Origin of the sequence: Corynebacterium sp. sy017, from assembly GCF_017918135.1 — a bacterium.
Classification (GTDB): Bacteria; Actinomycetota; Actinomycetes; order Mycobacteriales; family Mycobacteriaceae; genus Corynebacterium.
Map to the genome: position 1 here is coordinate 17,781 of NZ_RZUE01000002.1, position 14,246 is coordinate 32,026.

General features: G+C 47.9%; 13 protein-coding genes. 5 read left to right on the forward strand and 8 right to left on the reverse strand.

Features of this window, described 5'->3' with window-relative positions; genetic code table 11:
• Positions 1 to 51: 51 nt before the first annotated feature.
• The 5 genes from rpsF to EML15_RS03565 all read right to left on the reverse strand — a co-directional run bounded on the left by rpsF (position 52) and on the right by EML15_RS03565 (position 5,131).
• Complete coding sequence (rpsF, locus tag EML15_RS03545) at positions 52 to 339, reverse strand: 30S ribosomal protein S6 (RefSeq protein WP_185967164.1); 288 nt, start codon at positions 337 to 339, stop codon at positions 52 to 54.
• Between the two features lie 176 nt (positions 340 to 515).
• Complete coding sequence (locus EML15_RS03550; RefSeq protein ID WP_144273505.1) at positions 516 to 704, reverse strand: hypothetical protein; 189 nt, start codon at positions 702 to 704, stop codon at positions 516 to 518.
• A complete protein-coding gene (locus EML15_RS03555) occupies positions 694 to 2,277 on the reverse strand; it encodes a glycosyltransferase 87 family protein (protein WP_144273506.1) in 1,584 nt (527 codons plus the stop codon). The genes EML15_RS03550 and EML15_RS03555 overlap by 11 nt, the downstream gene beginning before the upstream one ends.
• Before the next feature lie 74 nt (positions 2,278 to 2,351).
• Positions 2,352 to 4,742 carry a transglycosylase domain-containing protein gene (locus EML15_RS03560; protein WP_210471993.1) on the reverse strand — a complete coding sequence of 797 codons (2,391 nt, stop codon included), beginning with the start codon at positions 4,740 to 4,742 and terminating at the stop codon, positions 2,352 to 2,354.
• An 8-nt stretch (positions 4,743 to 4,750) separates the two neighbouring features.
• A complete protein-coding gene (locus EML15_RS03565; RefSeq protein WP_144273507.1) occupies positions 4,751 to 5,131 on the reverse strand; it encodes a DUF5318 family protein in 381 nt (126 codons plus the stop codon).
• Positions 5,132 to 5,287: 156 nt separating this feature from the next.
• Here EML15_RS03565 and EML15_RS03570 point away from each other — a divergent pair, with 156 nt between their 5' ends.
• The 4 genes from EML15_RS03570 to EML15_RS03585 are packed head-to-tail and all read left to right on the forward strand — an operon-like array spanning position 5,288 to position 8,039.
• On the forward strand, positions 5,288 to 5,749 hold the full coding sequence (locus tag EML15_RS03570; RefSeq protein WP_144273508.1) for a MarR family transcriptional regulator: 462 nt from the start codon (positions 5,288 to 5,290) through the stop codon (positions 5,747 to 5,749).
• A 50-nt stretch (positions 5,750 to 5,799) separates the two neighbouring features.
• Positions 5,800 to 6,813 carry a universal stress protein gene (locus tag EML15_RS03575; protein WP_144273509.1) on the forward strand — a complete coding sequence of 338 codons (1,014 nt, stop codon included), beginning with the start codon at positions 5,800 to 5,802 and terminating at the stop codon, positions 6,811 to 6,813.
• 23 nt (positions 6,814 to 6,836) lie between these two features.
• The gene (locus EML15_RS03580; protein WP_144273510.1) at positions 6,837 to 7,526 is read left to right on the forward strand and encodes an SDR family oxidoreductase; all 690 of its coding nucleotides are present in this window, start codon (positions 6,837 to 6,839) and stop codon (positions 7,524 to 7,526) included.
• A gap of 12 nt (positions 7,527 to 7,538) precedes the next feature.
• On the forward strand, positions 7,539 to 8,039 hold the full coding sequence (locus tag EML15_RS03585; RefSeq protein ID WP_144273511.1) for a hypothetical protein: 501 nt from the start codon (positions 7,539 to 7,541) through the stop codon (positions 8,037 to 8,039).
• 29 nt (positions 8,040 to 8,068) lie between these two features.
• Here EML15_RS03585 and EML15_RS03590 read toward each other — a convergent pair whose 3' ends face one another.
• A complete protein-coding gene (locus EML15_RS03590; protein ID WP_144273512.1) occupies positions 8,069 to 9,025 on the reverse strand; it encodes a rhodanese-related sulfurtransferase in 957 nt (318 codons plus the stop codon).
• Positions 9,026 to 9,064: 39 nt separating this feature from the next.
• On the opposite strand from EML15_RS03590, the gene EML15_RS03595 reads away from it, so the two are divergent.
• Entirely contained in the window at positions 9,065 to 9,898 is an 834-nt protein-coding gene (locus EML15_RS03595) for a DNA-formamidopyrimidine glycosylase family protein (protein ID WP_144273513.1), read from the forward strand.
• Here the strand turns inward: EML15_RS03595 and EML15_RS03600 are convergent.
• Together EML15_RS03600 and leuS are read right to left on the reverse strand one after the other, a co-directional pair.
• A complete protein-coding gene (locus EML15_RS03600; RefSeq protein ID WP_144273514.1) occupies positions 9,888 to 10,985 on the reverse strand; it encodes an esterase-like activity of phytase family protein in 1,098 nt (365 codons plus the stop codon). The two genes, EML15_RS03595 and EML15_RS03600, sit on opposite strands and share 11 nt — an antisense overlap.
• Positions 10,986 to 11,148: 163 nt before the next feature.
• Positions 11,149 to 14,037: a leucine--tRNA ligase gene (gene leuS, locus EML15_RS03605; RefSeq protein WP_144273515.1), complete on the reverse strand. Its 2,889-nt coding sequence runs from the start codon at positions 14,035 to 14,037 to the stop codon at positions 11,149 to 11,151.
• Positions 14,038 to 14,246: the final 209 nt, after the last annotated feature.

The window sequence follows — 14,246 nt, forward strand, 5'->3', positions numbered from 1 at the left end:
ATAGAAATTGTAGCTGGGAATTAATGTGCATAAAGGTGTGCGCGGATAAAATTATTTATCGCCGCGAAGCACCTTGGTGCGCAAAACGCTGTCGTTAAGGTTAAGAACACGGTCAAGCTCCTGAACGGTGCTGGACTCACAGCTGAGATTAAGCACAGCGTAGATGCCCTCTTCCTTCTTAGCGATTGGATATGCCAAACGGCGCTTACCCCAAATATCAACCTTGTCCACCGAACCGTTATCTTTACGGACGATCTCAAGGAACTTGTCTAGGGACGGGGCAACGGTGCGTTCATCCTGGGTTGGATCCAGAATAATCATAACTTCGTAGTGACGCACGGACCTCATCACCTCCTATGGTCTTGTAGTTCTTATCGGCCATAACCCTTTTGGCTATGGCAGGAGGATCGTTGCGTCAGCAACCTATCTAATGTAGCTAAGAAAAAGGCAAAAGTCTATTTATCGCGTTTTATTTGCTTTGGATTGGCGTCGAAAAGCAAAAAAGCTTTTCGACGTTATGGGCTACTAGCCACAAAAACTGCTAAACACACTGGGATAAGCGCGATGAATACTACTGCGACTCCAAAAAGCGACCACACCAATACCTGAGATTTTTTATACATGAAACAAGCAAAGGAACTACCAAAGCACAAGAATCCAATAAAAACGCTAGCGATAGTCCACAGCACAACCTCATCGACCATCTCTATGTCCTTTGCTGTACTTTCCACTAGGCTGCGCTATCGCTTCTCCAAAGGCAGGAGCAGAAATAGGGGCAGGGGCAGGAGCAGGGGCGAAAACACCACTCAATAGATCCACACCGCCATTATCGCGCAACACTACATCTTCTTTTTTAGAAATCATCTGCATAATGATTCCTACTGCAATCGCAATGACACAAATATCCCGACCGAGAATGAATAGATCAAGGAAATGCGCTGATACACCTTTGTTTTCCTTACCCATCATGTGCCACATCAGCACCAACCACGTCAGCGAATCAATAACACCCCACGTAAAGATCAAACGCCATTTCGGAAACGCTAACACAGCAAAGCACAACAACCAGAGAGAATACTGAGGACTCCACACTTTATTGACTAATAAAAAGGCAGCAATAATGAGATAAGCAAGCTCAGCTACACGAGGCTGTCGGGACACACGCAACCCAAAGATGAAGATCGCTAAACACGCACAAACAAAAAGACCGGAACTTACTACATTAAGCACAGCATGGTTGCCCGCAGAGCCAAAACCCTGCCACGGGGTTTCTCGGTAAAATACCGCATAGAGCGTTGTCCATTCCCAACCACGCTCAGAATTGAGGCGGAAAAATTCTTTCCACGCCTGCGGATATTTCAACATGATAGGCACATTGACGACTAACCATGTGCCCACCGCAGCCATAGTCATAGTAAACATCGGCATAAAGCGCTTCGTGCGAATCGCCACAATCAGATACGCACCCAAAAGATAGAGTGGCCATAATTTTAAGGACACGCCAATACCAATAAACACACCAGCCCATAGCGGTTTTTTCCTGGCCACAAACCATACTGCCAGCATAGCTGCGGCAATTGACGGAATATCCCAATTGGTAAAAGCATGCGCAATGAGCAGGGGAGAGCACGCAACCACGAGACTATCCCACACTCGGTTACCGCATAATTGCGCCACGATCCATAAAATCAGCAGCCACAAGAATCCATAGCAGATGGCGGTAATGGAAAAATAGACCGCTACCTCACTAATTTTGAGTGGAATATGGCGAACAAGTGGATAAACGATATGAGTAAGCGAGGCCATAATCCATTGGAATATGCCAGTTAACACCGGATACTCCATATAGCGAGTAACCCCATCGTCTACCCAAGAATACGCATAGGGGAAACCGGAATGATCGAGTCCTCTACCAGAATAAAGCGGGACAATATCGTTATAACAAGCAGAGACGTACTGTCTATTATTTATCCACGACGACCGCACAATGCCATTATCGAGCCGACCCTGTAAACAAGGCGCCTTCGCTAAAAACCCGGCGCTAAGCATCCCTAACCCTAATGCGAAAATTACTCGCAGCGGGCTAAACAGCCTTTGCGTGCCTACGACGGCAAACCGCCCTAGTGCGCCGCCAAGAAAAGTATGCAATCCTGCCGCCGAGTTATCAGCATGGAGAACCTGAACGCGATATCGTGGATCACCAATTTTTCCTGGCACTAATCGAGCTGGTGGTCGAGAATCATTCTGCTCACGCACTTGTCGACGCATAGTGGTCATGCGTTCAGTTCTCCTTCATTCAAGCAGTTATACAAAACTTATCGGCTCATACAGCCGTGACATCATCCTAGATTCTAACCGCCACCTAGTAATTCTTGCAGGATGTCTAAGCCGCCTTGATCCTGTTCTCCAGTATTGGTTCCGCCACCAGTGCCACTTGTTCCACCTGTTCCACCTGTTGCTCCGCCGCCGGTGCCAGTGCCGGCACCAGTGCCAGTTCCAGTCGTGGTACCCGTGCCGCCTTGGGTTATGCCAGTTCCGCCACCTGTATTGGTAAGATCAGTCGTATCTGTTGCTGCGGAATCTTGCGGAGCAGGATCATTAGCGGAATTAGTTGTTCCCGATGTACTAGAAGAATTACTGCTTGAGCTGGAGTTAGAACTCGTAGCCTTAGAGCTTGAGCTACCCGAGTTACTTGGCGCGGTGCCATAATATACCTTTGCGCTATACCCTAAGGACATAGGGGAGCGGAAAGACATTACTTCTTCGTCTTCTAATGCGTTGTCAAGAATATCTTTCCATGTTGAGGCAGGTAAACCAGAGCCGTACATTAATCCGCCCCAGGAATTAAAAATGGCAGATCCATCAGCTGTACCTACCCATACTGCGGTAGACAATTGCGGAGTCGCACCAATCATCCACGCGTCTTTATTATTCCCAGTATCGCCAAGCTGCACAGTTCCTGTCTTGGCAGCAGAAGGACGACCACCAGCAAGGGCATTATAGCCTGACCAATTAGCAATCGGCGCCATTGCATCGAGCACATTGCTTGCTACTTTTTCGCTCACTCGACGCTCACCAGGAGAGTTTTCATGCTGATAAAGCAGATCGCCATTAGCGTCCTCGACCTTTTCGACGAAATACGTATCGTGATAAACGCCCAAATTTGCCAGAGTAGCTAAGGCATGAGCCATATCAATCGGACGGGTTTGATACTGACCGAGGATAATGCCTTCATAAGGTTGGGCACCATTTTCTGTTAATGTCTCTGGGATGCCTGGCAAAGAACGCGCAACGCCAAGAGCATGAGCCATATCGGCAGTATCTTGAGTGCCATTGGCAAGATCTTCTTGGAGCCGAAGGAAACTCGTATTGTAAGAGTTTTTTAAGGACTCTTTGATGGTACAAGAGCCACAACCTGAATCACCATCATTATTAGTAACGGTAATACCACCAGGAAGCTGGAAAGGCGCAGAACTGTAATACGCAGAAGTAGGAATACCTTGTTGTACTGCCGCAGCTAATCCAAAAATCTTGAATGAGGAACCAGTCTGCAAAGCAGCATTAGCGAAGTCGAAACCAGTAGCTTCTTCACCGCCATAATAACCACGTACCGCACCTGTTGCCGGTTCTACAGATACCGCTGCCATCCGAAGATTCTCATTCTCGCCAGATAGGTTTTCTTCCACGGCATCTAATGTTGCTTGTTGAGTTTTAGGGTCAATAGTGGTGGTTACTCTCAAACCCTTAGTATCAATATCATCTTGAGTAATGCCCAAAGCAAGAAGTTCCGCACTGACTTGGTTTTTAATATGCCCATTGGTCCCTTCTGCCTGTGCAGAGGTTTGACTAATTGCTGGATCCAGGGTTTCAGGATAAACCAATCCAGCACGCACATTTTGATCTAACCAACCAGAAGATACCATGCCGTCGAGCACATAGTTCCATCGTTGTTGTGCTTCTTCGATATTGACCCAAGGATCCAATTGGCTTGGTCGCTGAATTGCAGCAGCTAATACCGCTGCTTGTTCGACGCTTAACTCAGCCGCTGGGATACCAAAATATGCACGAGCAGCTGCTTCGATTCCATAGGAGTTACGCCCAAAATAGATGGTGTTGAGATAGGCTTCGAGCACTTGATCCTTGGACCATTCTTGGGACATCTTGACCGAATACACGAGCTCTTTTGCCTTACGGCTGTAGGAGCGTTCATTACCAACTACCGCATTCTTTACATACTGCTGGGTGATCGTCGAACCGCCACCGGCAGAGTCATTGCCAGTGAGCTGCCCCCATACTGCGCGACCAAAACCGGTGAACGAAAACCCGGAGTTAGTGTAGAACTCTCGATCTTCTGCAGCAAGAACAGCGTGTTTAGTGGTATCCGACAATTGCGATACTTTGATCTCACTGCGATTACCCTCGGGTGGAACAATGCGCGCTAATTCTAACTTGGAGTCCGAAGCGTAGATCTCAGTAATCTGCTTGGTTTCTAACTCGCCCGGCTCAGGTACATCGGCAAGAATATACGCCACTATGAATGTGACAATGGGCACAAGGATGACAGCAAGAATGACACTCAGCAAAGAAAACTTCAGCCAGCGCCTAGAACTTTTCTTTACTTTATGCTGTGCTCTACCTTTTCTTTTAGGTGACGAACCAGATGTTTTTGATCTCTTATTTTCGGTCACTAGATCTGCACTTTCTGCTCTGTCATTACTGTCTTTACTATTTTCATCGGCCATTGTAAGCCCTATTCCTCATGTCGTGTAGCCACTGCTTCTTCAAGCACATGATTCCACCTACAGACAGGACACACTTCTACAGTGTGGATGGAAAAGCTTTTCCCCTTTTCGACGTACTCCTGTATTTCTTTGAGAGTACGTGCACTTGAAGAAATTCTGCCTAACTCATCGCCATAGACCCAATACACAAATAATAACTGATTGTTGGCACAGATAGGGCATTGATAAGGTGCTGAAAAGCCATGATGCTGTGCAGCAGTAACCAGGATAAAGTCAGCATCACATATTTCTTCACGACGAATATGCCCACCACGCCACGCTTGGAGCACCTGCAATCGCTGCAACTTATGCGAAATGACATTACAAAACTGAACTGACTTCGTTCTCATCGTTGCTTTGCCCATAGCTGTGTACACCCTCATCGGCTTTGCTGTATCTTGGTTTTATCCTGCTAGTTAATATACTCAATTTTATTTTTCTGATTTTCTTCTAATAGAATTGCTGAAAAAATACTATCGAAAGCAAAAACAGCTAAACTACAGAGCATGTCTAATTTAACCCCATACGAAATTGCGGCACTTATCCGTCCAGCACTGACAAAACTGCATGTGCTTTATTTCCGTGTCGCCGAACATTCCGACCTCTCAGGTCCACAATTAACCATCATGACACTCCTGGCAGAGGAAGGTCCTCAACGCATTAGCAGCATCGCTAAAGCAGAGGGCATCCGAATGCCTACCGCTTCTAACGCGCTCCACCAACTCGAAGAGCGTGGCATGATTGAACGCACTCGTGATGAAACCGACCGACGCGGTGTACGCGTACGGTTAACCCAACTCGGCACCCAAGAACTAGAACGAGTAGGGCAGGAGCGCAATAAATACCTCGCGGATATGCTTTCTTCGCTCAACCAGAATCAACTAAGCCAATTAGAAAAACTGGCAGACATCATTAACGAACTTGCTGATTCCTATTCTGGCGCTGAGTCATCCGTCGAAAAGCGTTAGTCTGCCGCCTCACCCGTTATTCCGCTTAGTTCACTTCGCTAGAGAGACTTATGGAAACTAGCCTTAGCCATTGTCCACTGCGCATACTCGTCGCGTGGTCACCTGCCGATTCCAGCACAGACGCCATTGAAATGGCAGCCTGGCTCGCGCGTACTGCCGATGTAAAAATACGATGCATCACCACCTTGCTACGCCCGTGGCCATCAACTGTCATAGCACGTCTAGGCAGCAAATATCGCAAATGGCTCAAGAAAGAATCTGAACGTCTCCAAAAAACAGTTCACAGCGAACTACTGCGAGCGGGAATTAAAGAAAACCAGCTCAGCAAGCACTTTTCTGTGCTTGCCGACGGCACCAATGAGGCAACACTGCTCAATCAAGCCGCTAAAGACTTCAAGGCAGATCTCATCGTCCTCAGTTCTGGGGTAGCCACCCCTAGAAGTCGGTTTCGGCTGGTTTCTACTGCAGACTCTCTCTACCGCTCTTCTTCCACTACGTTGGGGTTGGCACCCCTTTCGCCAAAATTATCAAAACGCGGCGTAACCCGTATTAACTTCGGGCATATCAGCGAAAATGACTCCCCCGAAGGCTTATATCAAGCAGCGCAACTAGCACATTCTTGGAAAATACCACTGAGAATCCTCTCACTATCTCCTAGTGAGTTCGGTGAAAGTGTTATCTCAGAGCGTCTCGAACTACCGCATGAGCTCACGATGGAATGGCATGAAAATACCCTCGCCAACCTCGATAGACTCAGCGATAAAGTGCATGAGCACTTTCCAGATGTGGTTATCGAAAGCGACATCGGCTCCGGCATTGGTTGGGCCGGCGCTTTCGACGGCGTGAAATGGAAAAAAGGCGATTTGCTCTGCCTTGGTGCCACACCTCAAGGAACAGTGGAACGCGTACTCATTGGCTCACATACTGCAGAGATTCTCCCTCATAGCAAAGTTCCTATCATTATGTTCCCCTATGCTTGCCATCAGGAGACATCTCAAATACACCACATACCTGCACAAGAAAACAGTGGTAATAGTGGTAATGAAAGTGCCACCACTATTTAGGAAGAAGAGGAGTATCAGTTCCAATGAATGCTGCTCACCAGGATAAACCAAAAACAATAGTAATCACGGGGGCAAGCCAAGGAGTTGGTCTAGCCCTCACTCAGCTTTTAGCTACCCGTGGCTGGCATATTCACGCACAATATCGCAGTGCTATACCCGAACTTGATGCTGATATTGCCCAGCATATTACCTGGTGGCAAGCAGATTTCTCTCGCGGGGACTCAATTGCTATCCCACAGGTAGACACCGTAGATGCGCTTATTCATTGCGCGGGAGTAGCTGTTCTTGGCGCGTGTGCTCACACCGCACATGAACAATGGGCGCAGCATATGAATATCAATTTCCATGCCCCTATTAACCTCACAAATGCACTATTGCCGCAGCTACGTCATGCTCGTGGCCATGTGGTCTATATCAACTCTGGGGCAGGGCTGCATACTCACCCGCAATGGGGAGCATATTCCGCTAGTAAACACGCAGCGCGTGCCTGGTGTGAAGCATTGCGTCAAGAAGAACCGCAGCTACGAGTGTCCTCGATTTATCCTGGTCGTATTGATACGCAAATGCAACGATCAATCTTCGCACAGGAAGGAAAAGAATACCATGCAGATTCTTTCTTACGTGCCGATACCGTCGCAAAGTCTATTCTCCATCTGCTTGATACCCCGCACGACGGAGTCATTCATGACTTAATGATCCGCCCCCATAACTAGCAGGATGGTAATATGAGCCCCTTTGAGTATCCCATCCTGGAACCAGACCAGCCAGAACATCCAGAAAATGATTTGCGATCTGATGCTGATTACGCCAACCGCTATCGACCACAACCACAAACTTTTGATGAGCTAGCGGATCAACCTGACCCCGTGGCACAAGCAGCAGCCAATAAGCGTTCCACAAAGCAAGCAATAATTTTTGCCTGTTTCATTCCACTACTTACTGCTGTTCTTTCTCTACTCAGCGCAATGTTCATCCGCCACTTAGGTGGTATCCGCTGCGAGAGTAACCAAGCAGTATGGTTATGCACTCATGCGGCACAGGTTTGGTGGCCAATCCTTACCAGTGCCATTCCGGTAAGTGGCACTCTGATCTGCGCATACATTACCTACCACAAGTATAAAAACTATCTGCGGTGGCGCCCGTGGATGGGAACCTTTTGGGCGCTTATCACTTTCAGCATGGTCTGGATGACCTCAGTGCTACAAATCAGCATCACCGCACACTAAACGCAACGAAGGGCTGCCTGCAAATCAGCCTATTCTGCATTGCTTGCTGCTACTTCTTTTTCTTTCTGCGCAAGTTCTGCAGCAACCTCAGCGCATTCTTCTTTACCGCAATGACGAGTCTCAATGTTGTCGAAACAATCACGACACATCAACACTAAATCGCGACAAGTGTTTTCATTGACACAGTGATCAAATTTATTAGTTGGCTTACCGCATTTACAATGCCCAAGCTGCACAAATCCTGGATCTTCGACACCAGCACCAAACTCCATGTGCATTCTCTTGTCAAAGACGTAGAGGGAGCCTTCCCACAGTCCATTGTTGCCATAGCGCTCACCATAGCGAACAATGCCACCATCAATTTGATAAACCTCCTTGAACCCACGATTAATCATGAGCGAGGAGAGAATTTCACAACGAATACCACCAGTACAATAGGAAATAACTGGCTTGTCTTTCATCCAATCATATTTCCCAGATTCTAACTCACGGATAAAGTCGTGAGTAGTTTCCACATCAGGAACGACCGCATTCTTGAACTTACCGATTTCTGCTTCCATCGCATTACGTCCGTCGAAGAACACAACTTCATCGCCTCGTTCTTCAACTAATTGGTTCACCTGCTCTGGTTTGAGGTGCACACCACCACCGACGACGCCCTGCTCATCCACTTTCAACTCATCAGGCGCGCCAAAGGCAACGATTTCATCGCGTACTTTTACCGATAGGCGAGGGAAGTCGTCGGCACTGCCCTCTGACCACTTGAATGAGGTTTTATAAAAAGGTGCATACTCCCTGAACCGCTTGACATAGGTTTTGCAGGCTTCAATATCGCCGCCGACGGTGCCGTTAATGCCATGCTTAGAGATGAGGATACGCCCTTTGAGCCCCAGCAAAGTACAGAGTTCGCGCTGCCATAGCATCAATGCTTTGGGATCCACGATCGGGGTAAATTTGTAATACAGCAGAATTTTGTCATCAGTCACATGCTTATTCTAGCGCGCTAAGCGCGTAGCATATATTTCATGCCCGAGGGACACGTTATTCACAAGCTCAGTCACGACCTTAACCATGCCTTTTGCCATAGCTCACCACTGGTCAGCTCACCGCAAGGACGTTTCGCACACGAAGCACAACTACTCACTAACCATCCTTTTGTGCGCGCCTCTGCCTGGGGAAAGCATTTATTTCTGGAGTTTGAGAATGACTCACCCACGCATATTGTTCACATTCATCTTGGGCTTATCGGTAGTTTTCGTTTTGAGCCACGCGAGCACACCCCTGGTCATATTCGATTAAAAATTGATCACCCAGACAATAGGGATATTCTCTCTGCGCACTTGCGCGGTCCACAATGGTGTCGACTCATCAGCGACCAAGAACAACACATAGCTACAACTAAACTCGGTATTGATCCTTTGCGCGCAGATACCCGCACCGAGCATATTGCGAAAATTAGAGAAAAGGTCATGCGCTCACAGCGCAGTATTGCTTCACTGCTGATGGATCAAAAATTATTTGCTGGTGTGGGCAATATCTATCGTGCTGAAACCCTATTCCGATTGCGGATTAACCCTTTTACACCCGGAGCCCAGCTGAGCGCTTTCGACGATATCTGGCAGGATCTCGTCTTTTTGATGAATGAGGGGGTTAAGACAGGCAGGATAGATACGGTTCGCCCAGAACATACCCCCCAAGCAATGAATCGCCCACCGCGCAAAGATGATCACGGTGGGGAAGTGTATGTGTATCGTCGACAGCTGTTACCCTGCTATATCTGCGCAAGCCCTATTGCGCACACAACTGTGGAAGGCAGGAATCTATTTTGGTGCCCAACCTGCCAAAACACTAATTCTTAGCAATGGCAATGCGGTCTAAGAGGGTGCGCTGAGTCTCGTTGAAATTATCATCAGCAATGACAATTAACTGGGCGCGACCATCAGGTAGCACAGGTCCCCAGGATAATGCTTCCACATTGTCAATGGGGTCGGTGCCGTCGTTTTTGAGCATTGAGGCAAAGTCAAAAACTAATTCTTTTTTCACTGGGACTTCAGTGCCGTCGAGAGCGCTGCGCCCAAGCACATTGGTCGCGCCGTCGAGGGTGATGCGGTAGATTTCGCCTAAGTTGCCATTGTCTGGGATATAACCGCGCTCGATGATATAGAAACTGCCGTCATTAGCTGCGATAATTTCAGAAGGTCCGCGAAGTTTCGAGTGTGGATAACGCGGTCCAATCTCTACAACATATTCCGCAATTGCTTCGCCCTTGCTCAAGGAGTATTGGGTCAATCGCACTTTCATGCCGTGTTCTTCGGTATTTTGTTCACCGTCTTGTATGAGTGTTCCCTCATTGATGGTCATAAGAATGTCATCGTTGCCGTAAATGCGGGTGAGTCCTTCATTGGCTTGATTATGTGAAATACCCATTTTTCCATCTGGGGTTGGCGCATGATATGCCGGCGCTGCTATACGACGTAACTCTTTGCCCTGTTGATCGCTAATGATGATGCCTGGTGCAATGAAGTTACCGTCTTTTGCCCATCCTTCGGTGGTCCACGCTAGGGTGCCGTCGGGAAGCAAGCGGATTGATTCTGGGTCTACTGACTCTTTAGGGTATGGGTTTCCTTGTGGGTCGTGCAGCATAATGGTGTCTGTGACCTTGATTTTGTCATTAGCATTGTAGTCTGCGGGGATGGTCATGCGGTACATCCGAGATTTGCCAGTTGAGTCATCGCTAAGCGCCATGTATTCATCGCCGCCGAGGTGAGTAAGCCCGGAGATACCACCGAAGCCTTCTGCTGGTTCGCCTAGGTCAATGGTGGAAAGTAGTTCGCCAGTGTATTTTTCCTCAGCCTGAGCTGTACCAGTAGCAAAGGTTAATTGTGCGGTAGCAATAAGACCAATAGTTGTAGCTGCGAGTGTTGATACAATGCTTTTTCGGTTCATAAGGGCTAAGCCTAGGATCTCTGAGTAAAACTTATGTGAATACTGTGTGCATTCTTGTAGAAATATCCTTGCAAAAATTATCTTGCACGGTACTCAGAAAATTGTGAGGCACCAAGCTCAATGCCTAGCGCCTCACATCCAATGTCTCAAGGGTTTCACAGGGTTATTTGACCACGAAGTTAATCATGCGTCCTGGCACCACAATGCTCTTAATGAGTTGCTTACCTGAGATTTGCGCCTGCACACTCTCATTATCGAGTGCTACCTGGGCAATCTGCTCTTGGGTGGCATCAGCCGGAACCATGACTCGTGCTCGAACTTTTCCATTGATCTGCACAGGTAGTTCAATTTCATCATCCTTGAGCCAGCGTTGTTCATGCGTCGGGAAGGCTTGGAATGTGATGGTGTCTTGGTGGCCAATTCGTTGCCATAATTCTTCAGCAATATGTGGCGCAATAGGAGCAACCATGATGATCAGTGGTTCTACTGCAGCGCGTGGTACCCCATGTGGATAGGTTTTGGTGAGGTAATTGACGTACTCAATTTCCTTTGCTACCACGGTGTTTATCCGCAAGTTGTCATAGTCGTCACGAATACCAGCAATACTGCGGTGCAGTGCTTTATTGTCTTGGTCGCTTAGTTCAGCGTCGATAAGCGTGGTATTGCCAGTATTTTCATCAACAACAAGACGCCAGAGTCGTTGTAGGAATCGTTGCGCACCGACGACGTCTTTTGTCGCCCACGGGCGAGAGGTATCCAATGGTCCCATTGCCATCTCATAAACGCGCAGGGTATCAGCACCAAAGTCACGACAAATGTCGTCGGGAGCAACGGCATTCTTGAGCGATTTACCCATTTTTCCATATTCTTGGCTGACCTGTTCGCCCTGATAGTAGAAGGCACCGTCTTTTTCTTCTACCTCTGCTGCCGGCACATAGACACCCCGAGCATCAGTGTAGGCATAGGCTTGGATATAGCCTTGGTTATACAGACGTCGATAAGGTTCCCTTGAGCTAACAAACCCTAGGTCAAAGAGCACTTTATGCCAAAAACGTGCATAAAGCAGGTGCAATACAGCGTGCTCGACACCACCAACATAGAGATCTACACCACCTGGATCATTGCTGCCGTATTTCTCTGGCTGCGGACCAGTCCAATAGCGCTCATTGTCAATGTCACAGAACTTCTCTGAGTTATGTGGATCAATATAACGCAATTGGTACCAAGAAGACCCTGCCCATTGGGGCATGACATTGGTATCACGTGTGTATTTTTTCAGACCGTCACCAAGATCAAGCTCCACATTGACCCATTCTTCTGCCTTTGCTAGTGGTGGCTGTGGTTCAGAATCTGCGTCCTCGGGATCGAAAGATACTGGTTTATAGTCGGCAACCTCAGGCAATTCGATTGGCAACATCGACTCAGGTAGCGCGTGTGCTAAACCATGCTCGTCATAGACGATAGGGAAGGGCTCTCCCCAATAGCGTTGGCGAGCAAAGAGCCAATCGCGCAATTTATATTGGATTTTTTCCTCACCATAGTCGTGAGCCACTAACCAATCGATTACCTTGGCAATGGCTTGGGTCTTATCCAAACCGTTGATGTCGAGTCCACGTTCATTGGCAGAGTTAATGTGGGCATTATCGTCGATAAATGCTTGTTGAGAAATGTCACCTTCTACCACGGGGGTAATAGGCAAGCCGAACTCTTGGGCAAATTCATAATCACGCTGGTCATGGGCAGGAACTGCCATCACTGCACCAGTGCCGTAGCCGAGCAACACGTAGTCACTGATAAATACTGGAATCTCTTTGCCATTAACGGGATTTACGGCGTGAACACCCAGGTAGACACCGGTTTTTTCTTTATTCTCCTGGCGCTCAACATCACTTTTAGCAGCAATAGCTTTGCGATACTGAGCCACAGCAGCACGGGGATTGTCCTGTCCAAAAGTCCAGCGTGCATCACAATCGGCATAGGCTGAGTCGGTATTCGCCGCAGCCAATAGCTCATCAACTAATTCATGCTCTGGTGCAAGAACAAGGAAACTAGCCCCAAATAGGGTATCTGGTCGGGTCGTAAAAACAGTGATGTCATGTTCGAGAGCGCTAAAACGCACGTGCGCACCCCGGGAACGACCAATCCAGTTGCGCTGCATACTCTTTACCTTGTCTGACCAATCAAGATCATCAAGGTCGTCGATAAGCCGATCAGAGTATGCGGTAATACGCATCATCCATTGAGAAAGATTCTTTCTGAACACAGGGAAATTACCCCGCTCAGACCGCCCGTCGGGAGTGACCTCCTCATTGGCGAGCACTGTACCCAAACCTGGGCACCAATTAACCGTGGAATGGCTGCGATAGACCAAACGGAAACTATCGACGACTTTGCGTTGCTCAACTGGATCTAGCTCGCTATATGGCGCGCTGAACCCTTCCGGCACTGCCATCTCCCCCGACTCTAATAAGGGAATCAACTCACTAATGGGACGAGCTTTTTGCTGCTGCTTATCAAACCATGAGTTAAAAATCTGTAAGAAAATCCACTGAGTCCACTTATAAAACTCTGGATCAGTCGTGGTTACTTTACGACGACGATCATGCCCAAGACCAAGCTGGTTAAGCTGACGCTCCATGTTTTCGATATTGGTCTGCGTCGTCGTGCGTGGGTGAGTGCCTGTTTGGATTGCATATTGCTCTGCAGGCAAACCAAAAGCATCATAACCCAAGGTATGCAATACATTTTTGCCGAGCATTCGGTTGAAACGAGCATAGACATCTGTGGCAATATACCCCAATGGGTGCCCCACATGGAGTCCAACTCCGGAAGGGTAGGGGAACATATCCTGAACGAAGAGTTTATCTTGAGCCAGCTGCTGTTTCGTTGCACCTGTGTTTTCCGCAAGATCGCCTACTGGGTTTGGCGCATTAAAAGTACCATTATCGATCCAGTATTTTTGCCATTTGCGTTCAATTTCACCAGCTATTTCTGCGGTATAACGACACTGTGGCGCAGCAGAAGTAGCAGTATTTTCTTTCGTTTCAGTCATGGGTAAATAGTTTAGTCGAGTCTTGATGGAGATGTACCAGGCACAAAGTCAAAGCCACAATATACCTTAAGCCTGTCCTTGAACTAGCCAAAGATACCCAAGCACAGCAACAGCCGCAGCAAAAGCGCGAAAACCCAAAAGAAAAATGCGCAACATGAAGGGAAAACCACATTATGCCCCTAAAATGTGGGTAAAATCTGCAGGCAATT